This is a genomic window from Croceitalea dokdonensis DOKDO 023 (assembly GCF_001306415.1).
Classification (GTDB): Bacteria; Bacteroidota; Bacteroidia; order Flavobacteriales; family Flavobacteriaceae; genus Croceitalea; species Croceitalea dokdonensis.
In genome coordinates, this window is the sequence record NZ_LDJX01000004.1 from 389,287 (window position 1) to 409,630 (window position 20,344).

The 20,344-nt window shown below is 42.2% G+C and carries 12 protein-coding genes; 9 read left to right on the top strand and 3 right to left on the bottom strand.

All coding sequences use genetic code 11. The annotated features are described in order from the left end of the window. Window positions 1-9 precede the first annotated feature (9 nt). Together gap and I595_RS10795 are read left to right on the top strand one after the other, a co-directional pair. On the top strand, window positions 10-1,020 hold the full coding sequence (gap, locus tag I595_RS10790) for a type I glyceraldehyde-3-phosphate dehydrogenase (protein WP_054559422.1): 1,011 nt from the start codon (window positions 10-12) through the stop codon (window positions 1,018-1,020). Further along, window positions 1,017-3,233: a tetratricopeptide repeat-containing hybrid sensor histidine kinase/response regulator gene (locus tag I595_RS10795; protein ID WP_245628269.1), complete on the top strand. Its 2,217-nt coding sequence runs from the start codon at window positions 1,017-1,019 to the stop codon at window positions 3,231-3,233. Before gap ends, I595_RS10795 begins: the two co-directional genes overlap by 4 nt. Here I595_RS10795 and lpxK read toward each other — a convergent pair. Continuing rightward, window positions 3,205-4,218, bottom strand: a complete 1,014-nt coding sequence (gene lpxK / locus I595_RS10800; RefSeq protein WP_054559423.1) for a tetraacyldisaccharide 4'-kinase — start codon at window positions 4,216-4,218, stop codon at window positions 3,205-3,207. The genes I595_RS10795 and lpxK overlap by 29 nt on opposite strands. Window positions 4,219-4,266: 48 nt before the next feature. Here lpxK and I595_RS10805 point away from each other — a divergent pair, with 48 nt between their 5' ends. From I595_RS10805 to I595_RS10815, 3 genes are all read left to right on the top strand, one after another. Then, a complete protein-coding gene (locus I595_RS10805; RefSeq protein WP_054559424.1) occupies window positions 4,267-5,361 on the top strand; it encodes a Nif3-like dinuclear metal center hexameric protein in 1,095 nt (364 codons plus the stop codon). 3 nt (window positions 5,362-5,364) lie between these two features. Then, on the top strand, window positions 5,365-6,144 hold the full coding sequence (locus I595_RS10810) for a zinc ribbon domain-containing protein (RefSeq protein ID WP_054559425.1): 780 nt from the start codon (window positions 5,365-5,367) through the stop codon (window positions 6,142-6,144). A gap of 159 nt (window positions 6,145-6,303) precedes the next feature. Then, entirely contained in the window at window positions 6,304-6,678 is a 375-nt protein-coding gene (locus I595_RS10815; protein ID WP_054559426.1) for a DUF4174 domain-containing protein, read from the top strand. On the opposite strand, the gene I595_RS10820 is transcribed toward I595_RS10815, so the two are convergent. Then, on the bottom strand, window positions 6,675-8,024 hold the full coding sequence (locus I595_RS10820) for an FAD-dependent oxidoreductase (RefSeq protein ID WP_054559427.1): 1,350 nt from the start codon (window positions 8,022-8,024) through the stop codon (window positions 6,675-6,677). The genes I595_RS10815 and I595_RS10820 overlap by 4 nt on opposite strands. A 123-nt stretch (window positions 8,025-8,147) precedes the next feature. On the opposite strand from I595_RS10820, the gene I595_RS17175 reads away from it, so the two are divergent. Genes I595_RS17175 through I595_RS10830 form a run of 3 tightly spaced genes read left to right on the top strand, consistent with a single transcriptional unit; the run spans window position 8,148 to window position 11,110 of the window. Further along, window positions 8,148-8,291, top strand: a complete 144-nt coding sequence (locus I595_RS17175; protein WP_083467574.1) for a DUF2256 domain-containing protein — start codon at window positions 8,148-8,150, stop codon at window positions 8,289-8,291. Then, on the top strand, window positions 8,284-9,567 hold the full coding sequence (locus tag I595_RS10825; RefSeq protein WP_054559463.1) for a DASH family cryptochrome: 1,284 nt from the start codon (window positions 8,284-8,286) through the stop codon (window positions 9,565-9,567). The genes I595_RS17175 and I595_RS10825 overlap by 8 nt, the downstream gene beginning before the upstream one ends. 10 nt (window positions 9,568-9,577) lie before the next feature. Beyond that, window positions 9,578-11,110, top strand: a complete 1,533-nt coding sequence (locus tag I595_RS10830; protein ID WP_054559428.1) for a cryptochrome/photolyase family protein — start codon at window positions 9,578-9,580, stop codon at window positions 11,108-11,110. A 126-nt stretch (window positions 11,111-11,236) separates the two neighbouring features. Here I595_RS10830 and I595_RS10835 read toward each other — a convergent pair whose 3' ends face one another. Next, complete coding sequence (locus I595_RS10835) at window positions 11,237-11,785, bottom strand: ClpP family protease (protein ID WP_054559429.1); 549 nt, start codon at window positions 11,783-11,785, stop codon at window positions 11,237-11,239. 737 nt (window positions 11,786-12,522) lie between these two features. Here I595_RS10835 and I595_RS10840 point away from each other — a divergent pair. After that, window positions 12,523-20,344 (top strand): beta strand repeat-containing protein (locus I595_RS10840; protein WP_172675935.1); only part of this gene is annotated, 7,822 nt, incomplete at its 3' end.

Below are 20,344 nucleotides of genomic sequence, written 5' to 3' on the forward strand. Positions count from 1 at the left end.
TAGTTTTCCATGAACAAGGTCCGTTTGGGAATTAACGGCTTTGGCAGGATTGGACGTACCTTGTTCCGCCTATTACAGCAACAGAATAATCTGTGCGTTGTAGCTATCAATGATATCGCAGATACGCCTACCTTAGCCCATCTTTTAAAATACGATAGTGTACATGGTGGTTTTAATGGAAGGGTACAACACCTTGGGGATTGTATTGAAGTAGATGGCCAGTCTATAGCGGTAAGCCATAAAAAACATCCTAAGGACATTAACTGGAATCGTCATAAGGTAGATATTGTGATTGAGGCTTCTGGCAAGTTTAAAACTGGTGTAGTGCTGCAACACCATATAACCAACGGGGCTAAAAAAGTAATTTTGAGCGTTCCCCCGATAGATGAGAAAATTAAAATGATTGTGTATGGGGTCAACGAACAAAGCTTGACTGCGGAAGACCACATTATTTCCAACGCTTCCTGTACCACCAACAATGCCGCACCCATGATAAAGGTAATAAATGAACTCTGTGGTATAGAACAGGCCTATATCACCACCATCCACTCCTATACTACGGACCAAAGCCTGCATGACCAGCCACACCGGGACTTAAGAAGGGCAAGGGCGGCAAGCCAGTCGATAATACCTACAACTACGGGCGCAGCAAAAGCTCTAACCCGCATCTTTCCAAAACTATCAGAGGTGATTGGGGGCTGTGGCATTCGCGTTCCGGTTGCCAACGGCTCCCTAACAGACATTACGTTTAATGTAAAAAAACAAACCTCAATTACAGAGGTAAACAACAGATTTAGAGACAGTTCAAAAAATGAATTAAAAAACGTACTTTGTTATACGGAGGATCCCATAGTTTCTGTTGATATAAACAATAGTTTATTTTCTTGCACGTTTGATTCACAAATGACTTCGGTTATTGGGAAGATGGTAAAAATTATTGGTTGGTATGACAACGAAACTGGCTACAGTGCAAGAATCATTGACGTCATCCAACTTTTGGTTGCTAAAAAATTCATTTGAGATTCGCAAAATCACATAGCAAGAACAAAACAAAGCTACAATGGCTGGCGTTGGCCTTTGTATTATTGCAAATCTCTTTTGGCCAAAAAACGGAAACAACTGCCAATTACGATTCCCTTTTAGATGAAGCTTTGGTCTATCAACACCAGAATAATCGCGCAAAAGCTTTGGAAAGCCTAGAAAAAGCCGCTCAACTTGCAGAGGAGGCCGGGAATTTTAAAAATCTATTGGACACACACCAAAAATTTGCACTGCTTTATCTAGAATTGGGAGAAGAAGAAATGACGGAGTTTTACGCGGCAAGGGCCACGGGACTACTAAAGGATTTGGAATATCCCTATGGCAGTGCGGTCCAAAAACTCATTGAAGCCTCCTTACTGTACAAAAACAACAATAATTTTCAGGCACGACAAAAATTGGAGGAGGCCAGAACGCTCAACAATGACAAAAACTTATTAAACCACATTCTCCTGTTAGAAGCGGATATTTTTTTGGAACTGGGAAACCTGGACCAAGCCACCACCAATTATAATGCCCTACTCGTAAATTCCGACCTAAAAGAACGTGCCTATCTGGCTACCAAAGCAAACATAGGCCTAGCCAAAAAATATGTACGGGAAAACCGTGACAATAATGCGGTAAAACATGCAGAGGCAGCTTTGGAATTGGCAACAAAACACTTATTTTACAAAGAAATTTTACTGGCCAACAACTATTTAAAGGATACCTATCAAAGACTTGGTGATTATCAAAAAGCCTTTGCAAGGAGCCAAAGTCTTTTGCAGATAAAGGATTCGCTTTTTAACATCGAAAAAGAAAAAATTGAATCTAAAACAGCGGAAAAAATAAAATCCGATCAATTGATAAAGACGGTTCAAGAGTTGGAGGTTGAAAATGCGGAACTAAGTCAATCTGCCAGTCGATCCGAAATAACCGCAATTTTGGCCTCAGCTTTTTTGACCATAATATCCATTCTTGCGGTATCACTATTTAGAAACAACCAAATAAAGTTAAAGACCAACGATCTATTACAGACTAAAAATGAAGAACTGGAAACCGCTAGGGATGCAGCGGTCTCCGCCATGAAGGCAAAAACCAACTTCTTGTCCACGGTTACCCATGAGCTACGTACACCATTATATGCAGTTACTGGACTTACCCATATTTTATTGGAAGAAGACCCCGCCGAACATCAAAAAGAACATTTAAAATCCCTAAAATTCTCAGGAGATTACTTACTCAATTTCATCAATGATATCCTCCAAATCAATAAAATTGATGCAGAAAAACTGGAACCGTTAGAAATAGAGTTCAAGCTAAAAAAAGTGCTTACAGACGTTATAGATTCGCTTCAACAAACGGCTAAAGAGCAACGCACCAAAATACTCTTGGATTTTGATAATGACATTCCCCTTAATGTTTTGGGAGACCCCTTAAAGCTATCACAAATTATTATGAACTTGGTGGGCAACGCCTTAAAGTTTACTAAGGATGGCCAAGTAGTTGTGCAGGCTAAATTAAAAGAAAAACGCGAAGAGGATATCACCGTATATATAGAGGTAAACGATAACGGAATCGGTATTTCTGAGGAACAGCAGAAAAACATTTTTAACAGTTTTGAACAAGGTTCCGTCCAAATCAATAGAGAATACGGGGGCACGGGATTGGGACTGACAATCGTTAAAAGTTTATTGGGACTATTTAACAGTACCATTCACCTAAAAAGTGAACTTGGTATAGGGAGCACGTTCTTTTTTGACCTGAACCTTAAGGTGGATGAAAACGAGCAAGAAACAGATTTTGAGATTACGGCAGAGGAGTTTGAATTTGAAGGACTTCATATTTTAATCGTGGAGGATAACAAAATCAACCAAGTGATTACCAAGAAAATGCTCAGCAAGAAAGGGATATCCTGTGATATTGCAAATAACGGTAATGAGGCCATTGATGCAGCCCAATCCAACCGTTATGATGCTATTTTAATGGACATCCATATGCCTGGTATCAGTGGGATAGAAGCTACGGTTCAGATTAGGAAATTTAATGCTACCATTCCCATCATTGCACTTACCGCTATTTCTATGGAAGACAGTCTGGATGAGTTTTATTCCGCAGGTTGTAACGCAGTGGTGACCAAACCCTTTAAGCCTGAAGTATTTTACCAAAAAATAGGCGAAAATGTCTTCAAGGCCAACTTACCAGGTGATTCTTAAGTTTTTCGGCCAAAATAGTATTGAATCCGATACCGTGGCTAGGAATAAATTGATGTCTTACCCCAACGTAATAAGCATGTGGCACCTTATCGCCCAAACGCACATAATCCTTTTCCGTAGTGAGGATTACGTCAAATTGTTTAAAACGGTTAAGCTCCTTCTCGCTAAAAAAATGATGGTCAGCGAAAGCATGGTGGGTAAAGTCCACCCCTTTACCTTTTAAAAAGTCCACCATAGGCTTGGGATTGGCAATTCCCGTGACCAAACCTATTTTCTTTCCCTCAATGTCTTTATAGGAAAGGTTTCCGTTGGTAGACCTTACCCCCTGATCATAATCCAAGTAAGTGAAAAATACCGGCCGCACGGTTTTCATCATAGCAACTATGGCATTTTGTTCTTTTTGGGGCAAGTCTTTAGGACATTTGGTCACCACAATAATATCTGCCCTGTTTTTTTGGTTTTTTGCGTCCCTTAGACTTCCGGTGGGTAGATAAAAATCGTCATAAAAGAGCTGATCATACGCCGTTAGTAAAATAGCGAGGCTGGGCACCACTTTCCTATGCTGGAAAGCATCGTCCAATAAAATTATATCGGGCTGTACCTTGTTTTCAAGGGTGACTATACCATGGGTACGGTTAGCATCTACCGCCACGGTAATTTCTGGGAACTTCTTATGGATTTGAAAAGGCTCGTCCCCAAGCTGGTAGGCATCACTCCCTACATGCGCAAGCTGAAAACCGGTTGATTTCCGTTTATATCCCCTGCTTAGTACGGCCACCTTGTGGTCTTTGGCCAGCAAGCGCACCAAATATTCTATCATTGGAGTTTTGCCGGTCCCGCCCACACTAAGATTGCCTACGCATATGGTAGGTGTTTTAAAACTTCTTGATGCCAATAAACCCCTATCAAACAGAAAATTCCTGATATGGACAACAAGGCCATATACCACCGCAACCGGAAAACCTAGGATTCTTACTATCCGCATAAGAACGAAGTTAGAATATTTTATCTTTATACTTTTTGAAAAAACTTCATGACCGTAAAACAAATTACAGATACCCTAGAGGATTTGGCGCCATTGCACTATGCAGAGGAATTTGACAATGTTGGGCTTTTAGTGGGTGATTCAAACCAAGAGGTTACCGGCGTATTGGTAACCTTGGACACCCTTGAAATTGTCATTGATGAGGCCATCGCCAAAAAATGCAACCTCGTTGTTAGCTTCCATCCCATTATTTTCAGCGGACTTAAAAAATTGACAGGCAGCACTTACGTAGAGCGGGTGGTCCTTAAAGCCATTGCTCACAACATTGCAATATACAGCATGCACACCGCTTTGGACAACAGTAAAATGGGAGTTAATGCCAAAATCTGTGAAGTACTTGGGATTGAGCAGCCTAAAATCTTAATTCCCAAAACCGGAACCATTAAAAAACTCACTACCTACGTACCCCTAGCTCATGCGGAAACCTTACGTAACGAACTCTTTAAGGCTGGTGCCGGGCATATAGGCAATTACAGCCATTGTAGTTTTAGTGTGGAAGGCTCCGGCAGTTTTTTGCCTAAGGAAGGGGCAAATCCAACCGTTGGTGTTGTTGGCAACCTACATTTGGAAAAAGAGGTGCAGCTACAGCTTACTTTTGAAAGCCGGCACCAAAAAAATATCTTGACAACCTTGGTCCATCACCATCCTTACGAAGAAGTGGCCTATGAGGTGATTACACTGGAAAACCAAAATCAAAACTTGGGAATGGGAATGGTTGGCAGCATAGTGGAAGAAAAGACGGAGGAGGACGTCTTGGCCTTTATTAAAAACAGGATGAAGGCCGGTATCATCAGGCATTCGGAACTGTTGCACCAACCCGTAAAAAAAATTGCGGTGCTAGGGGGCAGTGGCAGCTTTGCCATTGGTGCCGCAATTGCCTCTGGAGCAGATGTTTTTATCACGGCAGACTTAAAATACCATCAGTTTTATCAAGCGGAAGGGAAGATTGTATTGGTGGATATCGGACACTTTGAAACCGAGCAGTTTACAAAAAATTTATTGGTAGACTTTCTTAAGAAAAAAATTCCTAATTTTGCGGTCACTTTATCGGTAAGCATAACTAATCCCATCAAGTATTTTTAATATATGGCTACAAAAGTAGAAGTAAGCGTAGAAGACAAGTTAAGAGCACTTTACGATTTACAATTGATAGACTCAAGAGTTGACGAAATACGTAATGTACGAGGAGAGCTTCCATTGGAAGTTGAGGATTTGGAGGACGAAGTTTCTGGCCTGAAGACCAGAATGGACAAACTAAAGTCTGACCTTGAAACCATCAACTACGAAATTACTGCGAAGAAGAACCTAATTGAGGAGTCTAAGACCTTGATGAAAAAGTATGCTGAGCAGCAGAAAAATGTGCGCAATAGCAGGGAGTTTAATTCGCTGAGCAAGGAAATAGAGTTCCAGGAATTAGAAATACAATTGGCGGAAAAAAACATCAAGGAATTCAAAGCCCAAATTGAGCAGAAAAAAGAAGTGATAGATGCTACCAAAAAGAACCTAGCGGAACGAGAAGGCCATCTTAAGCACAAGAAAAGTGAATTGGACGCTATTTTGGCAGAAACCGAAAAAGAAGAATCTGCCCTTCTGAAAAAATCACAAGACTTTGAGGCTAAAATAGATGAGCGTTTGGTAAAAGCGTACAAACGCATACGCAACAATGTAAAGAACGGTCTTGCAGTTGTTCCCGTGGAACGCGGTGCTTCTGGCGGTTCTTTCTTTACCATCCCACCACAAGTACAGGTTGAAATAGCTTCCAGAAAAAAAATTATCACGGATGAGCATAGTGGTAGAATTTTAGTGGACCCTGTTTTGGCAGAAGAAGAACAGGAAAAAATGCAAAAGCTTTTTAAGAAATTATAAAGGTTGTACTCGTTACCTATTTTTCACCTAAGGTAATTGACAAAATTTAGGTTTGGGTCATTTTAGGGAACGAGAAATAGCATAGAGAACCTAATAATAAAGCAAAATATGAACCATCCCTTATGCGGATGGTTTTTTTGTTTTGTACCTTGGAGCAACATGAAACTAATCCTCACTTTTATCTTCCTGGTAACCCTGCAACTTAAGGCACAAAACCTAGAAGAGTATCAATGGAGGAACAGACTCCTTATCCTATTTGGAGACAGCTCTACCGAAGCCTTCCTACGGCAGAAACAACTACTGACCAAAGAAAAAGCAGCTCTGGAAGAACGTGCTATTTTAATTTTTGAAGGCAACCGCGAGCTTCAGGAGCAATTACAGCTAAATGCCGAATTTGAAGGTATTATACTCATTGGAAAAGATGGTGGCGTTAAACATAAAAAACCATTTACGGTACAGCCAGAGGCCATATTTTCCATGATAGACGGCATGCCCATGAGAAAAGCAGAAATAAGAAACAAGAAAAAGTCTTAACTTTTGGACAGTAGCTCCAACATTTTCTGTTCCACTTCCGGAGTATCCCAAATAGCCTCAATGTTAGGCATCTCCATCACTTTTTGCATCATAGCCTCTTGTTGGTCACCAATGGCCAAGGCATCTGCATAGGGATTATCGGAAAAGGTAACCCGGCTGTAAACGGGGGTCCATTTATCCGGATATTTGGCTGCAAATTTTTTCTCTATCTTCTTTTGTAAAAGAAATCTGGGATCAGCGGTCTTGCTGCTCATTTCCATAAAATTACGGTAACTAAGCTCCGCAATGGCGTCGGCATTGGGTTTTCGTTGCTTTTGATAGGTTGTAAAAATATGCTCCCAATCGTCTCCATATTGTTGTATCAGCTTGTCCAAAACATAAATATCTTCAAAGCCAGCATTCATTCCCTGGCCGTAAAACGGCACTATGGCATGGGCAGAGTCTCCCACCAAAGCAACCTTGTCCCAGTAGGTCCATGGATAACACTTCATGGTGACCATGGCACTGGTTGGATTCTTAAAGAAATCATTGATCAAATTTTCAATTACCTGGCTTACGTTGGGGAAGTAGGTCTTAAAAAAGCTTTCTGCGGCCTCCTTTGTCGTGATTTTTTCAAAGGACACATCACCCTCAAACGGCATAAATAAGGTGCAGGTAAAGCTTCCGTCAATATTGGGCATGGCAATGAGCATGAACTTGCCCCTTGGCCAAATATGAAAGCTATGCTTATCCAATTTATGGCTTCCATCCTCATTGGGGGGTATGGTCAGCTCTTTATATCCAACATCTATAAAATCCTGCGAATAATCAAAACGACTTCTGCGCTGCATTTTATGCCTAATCCTTGAAAACGCCCCGTCACAACCAAAAACCAAGTCGTACTGATAGGCCTTCCATTCGCTCTTCTCCGTTTCTCCGGTAAATATTTTAGCTTGGGGCAGGTCTATGTCCCATACTTTTTCATTAAACCTAAAAGTAACACCGGCATCCTCTGCCAAATTGATCATTCTCCTGTTCAACAATCCTCTGGAAATGGACCAAATGGCCTCACCGTCTTTTCCATAGTCTTGGAAGTACATAGGGGTGCCGTTTACATGCATCGCCCTTCTGCTCAGTGGAATGGCAATTTCTTTGATGGGGACATCAATACCCACCTCTTTTAAAGCTTTCCAACCTCTATTGCTCATGGCTAAATTAATGGAGCGTCCAGAAAACTGAATCGTCCTTATATCTGGCCTTCTATCAAAAATGGTTATGTTATGCCCGTACCTTTTTAAGTAGATTCCCAACAAAGACCCTACCAAACCCGATCCAATGATTGCAATATCCTTAGGTGTTTGCGCCATTACTTATCATGTTTCCTTCCCTTAAAAGGTAAAAGTAATAACAATTTTAAGAACCTTGTCCCTTAAGTTAAGATAACCTTATAGCAGTTTTGTTTAATATTAGTTTATTTTCGTTAAACAATTATGCATAAAAAATTACATTTACCAAAAAAATTATGCCCGGTATGCCAAAGGCCCTTTACCTGGAGAAAAAAATGGCGTAACTCTTGGGAAGATGTCAAATATTGCAGCGAACGCTGCCGATCAAACAAAAATAAAGATGGGTAACCTAATTTGGTTTCAAAACAACCTAAGGATAAAAGACAACTATTCCCTAGCGGCTGCCTGTACCGGTGAGCGGGTAATTGCGGTATATTTCTTTGACCCTAGACAATTTGCTGTTGGCACCTACGGATTTAAAAAAACGGGGAAGTATAGGGCAAAATTCTTAATTGAATCCGTACAAAATTTAAAAGATAATTTGGCAAAACTCCAGATAGACCTTCTGGTGTTTCATGACAGGCCGGAACATATACTTCCTAAACTTTTAGAAAAACATCACCTCCATAAGGTATTTTTGCAGAAAGAATGGACACGGGATGAGGTCAACGTGCTAAAGGCCACAAAAGCAATGTGCGATGCTAAAGTTACCTTCCTCCAAAGTTATGAACAACTCCTCTTTCACCCAGAAGATACGCCGTTTAGTAGTTTTGGCCAAACTCCGGATGTCTTCACGGCATTTAGGAAAAAATGTGAGAAGTACGGTAGTGTTAAAAAGGAAGTGGCTGTTCCACAAGCTAGGCCAAGTGAAAATAGGATTACAAACAACACCACTGTGCCTACACTCAAAGCGCTAGGTTTTGATGACCTTAAAATTGATAAACGCTCCGCTTTTCCTTTTACAGGTGGTGAGGATGAGGCACTTAGCCGTTTACAGGACTATTTTTGGAATACCCAAAAATTGTCTACCTACAAAAAAACAAGGAACGGGTTGGTTGGTACCGGATATAGCTCCAAATTCTCTCCTTGGCTTGCCAATGGTTGTATTTCGCCACGCACCATTTATTGGCAAATAAGACAATATGAACAACAAATTAAAAAGAACCAAGATACTTACTGGCTTATTTTTGAACTCATCTGGCGAGATTACTTTAAGTACGTTAGCTTAAAATATGGCGATAAAATCTTTCACTTAGGTGGAATTTTGGACCGGGAATATGAATGGAACCGTGATTTGGATCTCTTAGAGCAGTGGACATTGGGTAAGACTCCTGAGCCTTTTATCAATGCCAATATGCAAGAACTCCTGCATACGGGGTGGATGAGCAACCGGGGTAGACAGAACGTTGCCAGTTATTGGGCCAAAGAGTTGGAGCAGGACTGGCGCATGGGGGCGAGTTATTTTGAAAGCCTGCTGGTTGATTATGATGTACATAGCAACTGGTGCAATTGGATGTACCTCAGTGGGGTGGGCAATGACCCCCGAGACCGTAAGTTTAATATAAAGAGACAGGCAGAAATGTATGATGCCAACCAAACGTTTCAACACCTTTGGCTAACCTAATACCCTACAAATGAAAATAGTACGATTGATTTTGGGAGACCAATTAAACCAACAACACTCTTGGTTCACCAAAACCAATGAAGAGGTGGTCTACCTTATGGCAGAAATGAGGCAGGAAACAGATTACGTAAAACACCATATCCAAAAAGTTGTTGGTTTTTTTGCGGCCATGCGCAATTTTAAAAATGATTTGGAATCCCGAGGCCATTCATTTCTTTACTTTCATATTAATAATCCTGAAAATCCACAGCAGTTGGAGAAATTGATCCAATTGGCCCTGGAACGGACCGGTGCCAGTTGTTTTGAATACCAATTACCTGATGAGTATAGGCTGGAACAACAATTAAGGGCCATCTGTGATACATTGGATATTCCCACAAAAGCGGTTGGTACTGAACATTTTTATACCAGCAGGTATGAACTAGAGGAATTCTTTAAAGGTAAAAAACAGCTTATCATGGAGAGCTTTTACCGCATGATGCGAAAAAAACACGATATCATGATGGTGAATGGCCAACCAGATGGTGGCAAATGGAATTTTGACCATAATAACCGAAAAAAGTGGACCGGCACCCATGGTATCCCAAAAGAATTAAATTTTAAACAAGACGTATCCGCTATTGTAGCGGAACTAAAGGAAGCAAAAGTCTCCACGTTTGGTTCCATTAAAGAGAACGCCTTTAACTGGCCCACTAGCAGAAAACAATGTATGCTCCTATTGGAGTATTTCTGCAAACATTTGCTGGTGCATTTTGGCGATTATCAGGATGCCATGCATACGGAAGAAAAATTTCTTTTTCATTCTAGGTTATCCTTTGCCATGAACTCCAAAATGATGTCGCCAAAAGAAGTGATTGATTCCGTTTTGGGCTATTATTATGACCATACGGACAAGGTCGCGATTTCACAAGTAGAGGGGTTTGTGCGCCAGATTCTGGGTTGGCGGGAATATATGCGGGGAATTTACTGGAAAGAAATGCCAAAATACGCCAAGCTTAACCAATTGGACAACCATAATCCCCTACCCGATTTCTTTTGGACAGGCAACACCAAAATGAATTGCATGAAACATGCCATTGGCCAAAGCTTGGACGAGGCTTATGCCCATCACATACAACGTTTAATGGTTATTGGAAACTATGCGCTGTTGACCCAAACCAATCCGGATGAAGTGGATGCCTGGTACCTAGGGGTATATATAGATGCCATTGAGTGGGTAGAGATTACAAATACCAGAGGTATGAGCCAATTTGCCGATGGTGGTATTGTGGCCACCAAACCGTATGTAAGCAGTGCCAACTACATAAACAAAATGGGGGATTACTGCAAAGACTGTCATTACAATAAGACAAAGAAAATAGGTGATGATGCCTGTCCTTTCAATGCCCTATACTGGAATTTTCTGGACAGTAAAAAAGAGCATTTTAAAGGGAATCAACGGATGGCCATGATGCTGAACCTCTTGAACAAAAAAGACCCCGAGGAACTAAATGCATTAAATGAACGTGCTAAAGAAATTATTGAAAATCCAGATAACTTTTAGCTGTTAAAACATCCAAAAACACCTTGTTACCGTAAATAAAGTATACTATTCCGCGAGAGCGTCTATATATAAAAAGTCCTTCACAATAATTTGCGAAGGACTTTTCGTTTGATGCATAAACCTTATTTATTCTAGAATGGCATCCACGATACCATAAGCCAAGGATTCTTCTGCTCCCATCCAGTAATCCCTATCAAAATCTTTCATTACCTTATCATAATCCTGGCCGCAATTATCTGCCAAAATTCTGGCACCCAATTCCTTGGTCTTAATGATTTCCTTGGCTTGAATTTCAATATTGGACGCCTGCCCTTGGGCACCACCACTGGGTTGGTGAATCATTACCCTTGCGTGAGGCTGTATAAAACGTCTTCCCTTTTCACCTACGGAAAGCAAAATGGAACCCATGGAAGCCGCTAATCCAGAACAAACGGTAGAAACCGGGCTTTTAATTTGTTTTATGGTATCATAGATGGCAAAACCGGAGGTAACGTAGCCGCCAGGGCTATTGATAATCAATTGAATTTCCTTATCATCCTGCAAATCCAGATATAACAATCTATCAATCACATGTTTGGCAGAGTCATCATTGACCATGCCCCATAAAAAGACCTTGCGTTCTGCCAATAATTTCTCCTGTATAGCTTCTTGTACTTTTCCTTTTTTTGAACTCATTTTTTCTATTTGTGATAGAATACAAAATTAGTCAAATATTTTATGATTGTTTTTTGGTGGGATAAGTTTTAACAGCAATAGCTGTCGGCGGTAAAAATCTGCAAATGTCTTTTAAACAAACATAGAATTTCACTGCTATTTACCCGTATTTCGTAAATGGCAACCGTAGTATCCTAAATGTGGCAATCTTATACAACACCATGCTTAACTGATTTAATGAAACGAGCCCAGTTATGGGATTCCCTGACAAGAGAACCGCCTAACTTCTTGTATTTGGCTCAAGACCGTCCTGGTTTTACCCACAAATAGGGTGAAACCCCAAACAAGACTTAGGTAGATTTCGGCACAAAACAGATGGCAGCATAAACAATGGCGGGTTACCAGTAGAATTTATCTTACAATTTTGACAGAAAAAAAACGGGTTTGATTACAAAAAATCAAATCCTAATAAAACTACCCCATTGCCCACAATTAGGCGCCTTTTCACAACATTAATTTAAAAATGGCACAGAAGAGAGGTTATTTTGTACGATTAGTACATTAACGATAAAATAAATACTAACAACGTGAAATTTTTGGTACAGCATAGAGACAGGGTACTTTCGCAGGTGAATACGACCCCAAATCTATTCAAAACCATAAACTTAGAATAAAAACCTACTTGCTAAAACCACCATATATAATTTATGGGAAGGCATGAGGTTGAAATTTTAGGTACAATTTCAAAACCTCAACATATGAAGAATAACCTCTCTTCAACCGTAAAGAACCACAGTATTTTGTTGTTCTTATTTTTCTTGATCGTGGGCATCCATTGTTCCTTTGGACAGATAAACACCAACAAGATAAGGGTAAATTTAAACTCCCTGAGCTTTAAGGCGTGCAGTGACACCAATAATGGGCTAAGCACGGTTACCGTGCAGAGTAAACAAGCCACTACCACAGATTTTCAAATTGCGTTTGATCTGCCGGATGGTGTGTACTACCAAGCTGGCTCTGGGGTCATCACCGCACAAACGGGATCTAGCGATTTTAGTATTTCTGAGGTGGATATCACCAATTTAAATCAGCCTATCTTCCGTCTGGAAAGGCCCAGTAATGCCCCTTGGCAAATTAACGACCAGGTTACCTTTACCTACCAAAAAACGGCGGATTGTGATGCTGTACAATTCTCATATTCTGGTGGGCTTTTTAAAGATGCGCATACAATCACCTTTAATGACACTGATGGTGCGCAAACCGCCAGCGACAACGATTTAACCGTAAATTCATACAATCTTCTCCGGGCATTCCTTTCCGTTGAGGATATTACAAGCTTAAGTGCAAACGTAGGACAGACACAAACCCGGAATATTACCATAAGAAACTCTGGTAATGGCAGTGTGCAACGTTTTGACCATCAAGTTCAGGTGAGCACCTTTCTCCAAACTGGGTACCAATTGTCGTTCAATGGTACGGTCCTCACCCCAACCAATGTTTCTGGAGGTACTTATACTTATACCATAGACCTTAATGCCGCACCTTTTGCTGGCCAAGTAGGTGACGGTGACAACCTTTTCGAAAATGAAAGCATTATGCTGGAAGAAAGCCTACAGCTTTCCCAGTGCGCGTGGGGAGAAACGACAAGGCACAGCCCTAGATGGGGTTGTACGCCAGGGATTTATTGTCAAATTGGAGCTAGTATCAGTGGCCAATTTGATGTTATACAAGAGTTCCCAAATCTACGCTTAAATGAAATCAACAGACCTTTGCCCAGGTGGGATGCACCGGTCACCTATACCTATGAAGTGATAAATAACACCGGGGCAGACGTTGCCTATGACATTAACTTTAATATAGGCTATACTTGGGACGGCACAACTTCTACTATTGGGGTAAACCCTATGATTGGGGACGATTCCGGCACACACCGCCAAGTATCCAATTTTAGGTTTAGCGGGGGAACTACGTTTACCCCCCAACGATGGACAAACACCTTTAATCCATCTTTCGGGTTGGGTTCTTATTACGTACCAGAAAATTTTTTCACCTCAGATCCAGATGGACCAGGGGGTTTTGAAGATTTAGATGGTGATGGTTTTTTTGACGATATGGCCTCAGGGGAAAGTAGCGAGGTAAATTTTGACCTTACCATGCTTCCGGACCTAGTGGGTTGTGGTCAATTCTCGGAAGAATATACCGCAAACCTTGCCCTAAGAATGGACCTTTGGTCCGTTAACTCTTGCGGCAACGCAACCTTCACGCAGAGGCAGACCGCCAACCAGCACGGTGTGCGCCGGGAGGGTCTTTTTAATTGGGGCAGTCCAGAGGAATATGAACAAGATGCGGAAGATGGGCAGTTGTTTAACCTCGGTTTTGTTGGCAGCCTAGTGGTGCCCACGGAATCCCCCACCTGCAATGGCATTCTTATGATCAGTAATGATCCAAGTACGGCCTATACGGCTACGGTAACCGTCCCAAATGGGCTTACTTTGGACTCAAGCGCAGATTCCAGATACGCCCAAAGTGGTAACCAAATTACTTTTACTGAAACCAATCTGGCCAATTTTTTAGTGGATGGCTATCTTTTGGAAATACCGATTAATTTCCCCTTGGTTCTAGACTGTGCCGTTTATTCTGGACCGGAGTTCATTAATTTGGATTATACCACATCCTACACTAGCTCATGTTTTAACATGGACATCCATTGTGGACAATTTGAGGTCACCACCCACTGTGATACGGGATGCGCAGCACCTAGAACCACCTCTTTTGAGGCCAACAGGGTTACCGCAGGCTGGACAGATGACACCATGACCTCACGGGTAAGTTTAGACCCTAACGTCCATGCCACTAAATATTATATGGCAAGGGATGAAATGGTCATTACCACAAGTGCGGTAATGCAAAATGATGTTCAAGACAATTTGTTGTTTGACATTAGGTATGTTACCGATAATTCTGGCCCTAACATGTCTGATATTATTGAGTTTGATTACGGAACCATAACGATTAACGACCTATCCTCTGGCAGCCTTACCACTCCAATCATAGGTTCTCCTACTGTAGTCACCAACGGGAACAACGATCATGTGATGACATTTGATTTGTCTAGTTATAGATCCATCATTTCTCCAACCTATCAATTTGGCGAAGGCCTGGAGGCAGATGAAATTGAACTGGAACTTCACTTTAGGTTTAAGGATACATTTCCAACAATAAACAGGCTGTATGAGTTTTATACCTTTTATGGTCAATTTTATAGTTTTGATGGAACGGGTTCCCGGGTAAGCTGTGAGTATTACAACGATCGTGCATTTTTCTTTGAAAACCAAGTTCAATACATTGTAAACAATGGGGCATTCGCTTCTGGTTGCGAGGTGAGATGGCTGTTTGTTTCTTTAGAACAAAGTTCGGGGGTTGAGGATAAATTCCCGGATGAATATAGACCACCACTGCTATGGCAATCTACCTCCATAGAAATTCCGCAAGGCATGACGTTCAATAATGCCGCTAGTAGTGATGGCTATCCAAATCTACAGCCAGAAAATGAACGACCAGATTCTTCCAATAATGGGCTTAATTATTCCGTATCCGGCAACGTAGTGACCATAACCCCTGGTCCGCGGTTTAGAAACCATGACCAAGATGGCAACTGGTACCCGAGCGTTAGTATCCCTGTTGTGGCAACAAGTGCTACCCCTGACCTATCTAACCATAACGTTTCCGTCACTTATGTAGACTATGCATATTCTGACAATCCAGTCACTGTGACAGAAACGGACAATCCAGAATTTAATTACTATAATGCCCCATTTAATGTAGACAGGGTAAACCCTATTGAAATTGGCAGCTCGCAGCTCGCTAGTTTTACCGTAAACGTAAGCAATGGGGAGAGACCACAAATAGATTACAATTGGCTAAGGGTAAATCCCGCCTCAGATTACCAGATAACAAACGCATTCTTAGTGGATGGCGGTGTGGAGACACCACTAAACGTGGTCAATGAGGGAGGCATCTTTTACATTGAGTTTGGCAGTATGCCAGGCTATGTGGATACTACGGCCACTATCCGTTTTGAAGGTACGTATAACGATTGTGCACCACAGACCATTTTCATTTCCCAAAATTACGACTGTGCCGGATATCCCTCTAGCTATGCCGGACTTCCCTTTTTTACCGGTCGTGAGTTGTCCTTGGAACCCGTTGCCGCAGCCATACAATTGGATATTTTAAACCAACCGCTGACCACCGTGGATACCTGTGCGGACTATACAGTAACCTTGGAAGCGCGTAATGCCGGCGAAGGAAACTTAATAGACCCAAGCATTACATTTGATGTTCCCGGGGATATCAGCTCGGTCAACATTCAGGACATTGCCATTGAATACCCAAGAAACTCTGGGGTCCTTCAGACCATAACACCGGCAATTACGGGAAATACGGTGAGTATCGATTTATTGCAGCATCCTGGGATTGCCGCAGAGAACGGCCTATTGGGCAGTTTTGAGGCCTCTGTGTTGGATGAACAAATCGCCATTATCAACATTACTTTAAACCCCCAGTGCAATTACCGGTCCAATACCGGCACTGAATATGTGATATACGGAAACAATCCGTGTGGAAGCCCCGCCGTGGGCAACGGAAGTAGGTTGGCCAGCGAACCCGTGATCATTACCGGTGCGGAACCACCCTATAGCACCAATAGTGTTGCGGTAAACTCTGCCAACCTTGAAGGTTGTGAAATGGAAACAGTTTCGGTGGAAACCTATATTGTGGACGGCACCACAGGCAGTAATGATTTTACCCGTATTTCCTTACCGGAAGGTCTGGTATATGTTGATGGGTCCTTTAACTCAACAGGTTCATTGGCAGCCAACTATGTGACCACAAATACCGTTGGGAACCAACAAGAAATAGAAATTTCCCTGCCTGCGGGCGCCACCACTACAGATTTAATTGCCTATACTTTTGACGTAGAAAGCACGGCATTTATCTGTTCTGGAAACTACACCATAGATTTAAGTACATACGTCACGACCACGGGGCTTTTTTGTGGTGGTGTTTCTTGTGGAACAACGGAAATTGTCACCGGACAGGCAGATACCCAAATCAATATCACCAAAGGAGAACTCAATGAATCTTCCTTTTCGGCTACTGCCGAGTATGCCAATGGTGGTTCTACCACTAATTATATGGTTGAAGTGGGTGTTGAAAATACTGGAGCGGTAGACCTCCAAGCCGGGATTACCTATGAAGTTTTTTGTGCAGATGGTTCAGGGGTAGCTACAGGAAGCCCAATTTATACTGGAAGCTTGAGCCAGGCGATACCCGTTGGCGGTACCGTGCAAGAATTGTTTTCTTTTGACTCCGGAACCTATTGTGGGGACAACAGCAATTTGGTCATAGAATTTGCCCCTGGTACGTCTAATTGTTTTTGTAATGCCCTATCTGTAGTGGTAGCCAGTACCCCATCACCGGCTTCTGGGGACATTACCTTTGTCAATGACAACATTACCGTAAACGAAGCCAATGGCACCGCAACCCTTGAGGTCATTTTTAATGGTACGGCACCAGGTGGCTTCACAGTGGATTTCACCACTTTAAACAACACTGCGGTGTCTGCCCAAGATTTTGTGACCACCACAAATACGTTGACCTTTACGGGGACCAACGGGGAAATACAGACCATTACCGTGCCCATTTTAGACGATACTTTGGCCGAACCTACCGAAGACTTCTGGGTAGAGCTATCCAATGTGTCCGTGCCAGCAATTACGATATTGGACCATCAAGCGGTAATTAATATTACGGACAATGACTTTGAAATCTGTAACGATGGCATGGACAATGACGGCGATGGCCTTATTGACTGTGACGACCCTGATTGTTACCTAGCGGCTAACTCTGGCGATACGGATTCCGATGGAGATGGTATCGGCGACTCATGTGATTTAGATGATGACAATGACGGAATTACCGATGTCAATGAATCTAGTTGTACCAACGCAGGCGCTTCGCTGGGAGTATGGGACAATGGAAATTCACCCTTTGAATCAGGTAGTATTTACGATCCTACTTTTGTTGCCTCCATGGCCAATCAAATCTTTGGATCCGGAATAACGGTCACGGAACAAGCAACAACACTTTCAATTTCAGGAATCGATGCAACCACGTATGGCGGTGCCGTAACCAATAATGATTATATTGAATTTGCCTATACCACGCAATCTGGCATTCCGTTCCTGAACCCATCCGTTATGGGTTATACAAAAAACGACTTTGCAACTGCAAATGAATATGGTTATAGCATCACATTGGTAGGTTCCAATGATGGTTTTACTACCAGTACCGTATTGGTCGATGATTACCAAGTGAATACGTTTGTGAATGGAAACAATCAGAATATTAGAGTTAATACAACAAATGATATTGCAACATTTGGCCCAAATGAAACCTATACTTTAAGACTCTATTTTTATAACAAAACCACTAGTGGTGATGCTAGGTTCGATGACTTTTATCTAGAAGCCACGCAATGTGGTTCTAATAGTGATATTGATGGAGATGGTATCCCAAACCACCTTGATCTGGACTCGGACAACGACGGCTGTTTTGATACCCTTGAGGCCGGACACACGGATGGCGACAATGACGGTATCTTGGGCAACTCTCCCGTATCGGTGGATCCCAATGGCCTCGTTAATGGACAAGGAGGTTATACCGGAGTTACCGGAAATGAAATTATTGCCACACAGGTGACCATAAATACTGTACCAACGAACCAAACGGTAATTGAAGGGAATTCTGCTTCATTTACTGCGGATGTATCGGCCATAAATACCACTATTTTTAACGCCGGCACCCCAGACTATGCCAGTGGTACGGATAGTTCCGGTCAAATACAGTACCAATGGCAAGAGAATGGGGTCAACCTTACCAATGGCGGTAATTATTCTGGCACTGACACAAATACATTGCTTATAAACGACGTTACCGGCTTGGACGGTAACAGCTATACCGTGGTAATTACACATGCGAATACTACTTGTTATTTAGAAACCAGAACGGCATCACTGGGCACACTTAACCCATGTGACCCCATAGCTTCAGGAAATCCTGATAGCGACGGAGACGGTATATCTGATATTTGTGATTTGGACGATGATAATGATGGTATCTTGGATACCGAAGAGTGCGAGAATCCTAGGCCTTTGCAATTTCAAGGTCTATCTACCACAATTCAAAGCTATTCTGTTTTCACTACCACAATTACACAAAGCCTAGTTAGTGGAAGTGTAGTTGGTTCGGATAGTGATGATAATGGAAATTTGGCTTTTGGATCAAACGGTACTTCCATTAACATTTCTGCATCAAATCTTTCTGGATTCCTCATTGGTCCAGCAACAAACGGCAACGTTGATCTTGATGGGATTGATAGATGGACAATTTCTTCCCCTGGAGCAAACTTTACGGTATCTGACCCCTTAAACGAACTGAATATTATTTCCAATAGCACTGGTTCAATTATTTTTATGGCCAACATTGGAAATCCACAAAATTGGTCTATTGGAGTTAATGATATTACGGATTTAACACTTACCATGAATCAGGGAAATCCAAGGTCTGATTTAAATGTATCCTTGATAGGTCCTTGTGGCGACGCAGATAATGATGGATTCATTAATTCTATTGATTTGGACTCGGATAACGACGGCTGTCTTGACACCGTGGAAGCGGGCCACGCAGATGGAGATAATGACGGTATTTTGGGCAACTCTCCAGTAACGGTGGATGCCAATGGCTTAGTCAGTGGACAAGGGGGTTATACAGGTACCAATACCAACGTGACCACACCCTTTGTTCCTGTGGTGGTATCCTCCCAACCTAGCAATGTTACCGCAAGTATTGGCAGTACTGCCAGTTTTACGGCAGTGGTCACTGGCGGTGCTACCCTAAGCTACCAATGGCAGGAAAGTCCCGATAATGGGGTTACATGGAATGATCTAACAGAAAGTGGTATCTATTCAGGAACCACCACGCCAATGTTAACATTGACCGGTATTTCTTCTTCAGTTCACAATTATAGGTACAGGTTGGCCATAACATCATCGGACAACCTCTGTGATGTTGTTACCAGCGATGCCGCAGACGTTTTTGTGCTATCCGATATCTCCATAAGCGACGCCACTGTTGTGGAAGGTTCTGATTTAATATTCACCATCACATTGTCGCATGCCCTGTCGTCCGACTATACAGATTTAGAACTACGATATACTAATATTTCCACTTCGAATGATGACTATGACAATAGTCTTACAATGGTCACTATACCTGCCAATACCACGTCATTCACGGTTAATGTTCCCACCAATGATGATGGCATCATAGAGGCAACGGAAACCTTGGAAATAGAGCTTCAATTTGATGGATTCCCCTTAAATCCGTTGGATTTAGTGGGTATCGGAACCATTACCGACAACGACGGCCTTGGCTCTGGAGAGGGCATCTCCGTGGCCGACTTCACCGTGGACGAGGGTGCGGGTACCGCCGACTTTGTCATCACCTATACCGGGCCTA

Excerpts from the sequence above, each read along its gene's own strand:
- lpxK (WP_054559423.1), bottom strand. The coding sequence starts at position 4,218 with ATGCGGATAGTAAGAATCCTAGGTTTTCCGGTTGCGGTGGTATATGGC.
- I595_RS17175 (WP_083467574.1), top strand. The coding sequence starts at position 8,148 with ATGCATAAAAAATTACATTTACCAAAAAAATTATGCCCGGTATGCCAA.
- I595_RS10805 (WP_054559424.1), top strand. The coding sequence starts at position 4,267 with ATGACCGTAAAACAAATTACAGATACCCTAGAGGATTTGGCGCCATTG.
- I595_RS10810 (WP_054559425.1), top strand. The coding sequence starts at position 5,365 with ATGGCTACAAAAGTAGAAGTAAGCGTAGAAGACAAGTTAAGAGCACTT.
- I595_RS10835 (WP_054559429.1), bottom strand. The coding sequence starts at position 11,785 with ATGAGTTCAAAAAAAGGAAAAGTACAAGAAGCTATACAGGAGAAATTA.
- I595_RS10825 (WP_054559463.1), top strand. The coding sequence starts at position 8,284 with ATGGGTAACCTAATTTGGTTTCAAAACAACCTAAGGATAAAAGACAAC.
- I595_RS10815 (WP_054559426.1), top strand. The coding sequence starts at position 6,304 with ATGAAACTAATCCTCACTTTTATCTTCCTGGTAACCCTGCAACTTAAG.
- gap (WP_054559422.1), top strand. The coding sequence starts at position 10 with ATGAACAAGGTCCGTTTGGGAATTAACGGCTTTGGCAGGATTGGACGT.
- I595_RS10830 (WP_054559428.1), top strand. The coding sequence starts at position 9,578 with ATGAAAATAGTACGATTGATTTTGGGAGACCAATTAAACCAACAACAC.
- I595_RS10820 (WP_054559427.1), bottom strand. The coding sequence starts at position 8,024 with ATGGCGCAAACACCTAAGGATATTGCAATCATTGGATCGGGTTTGGTA.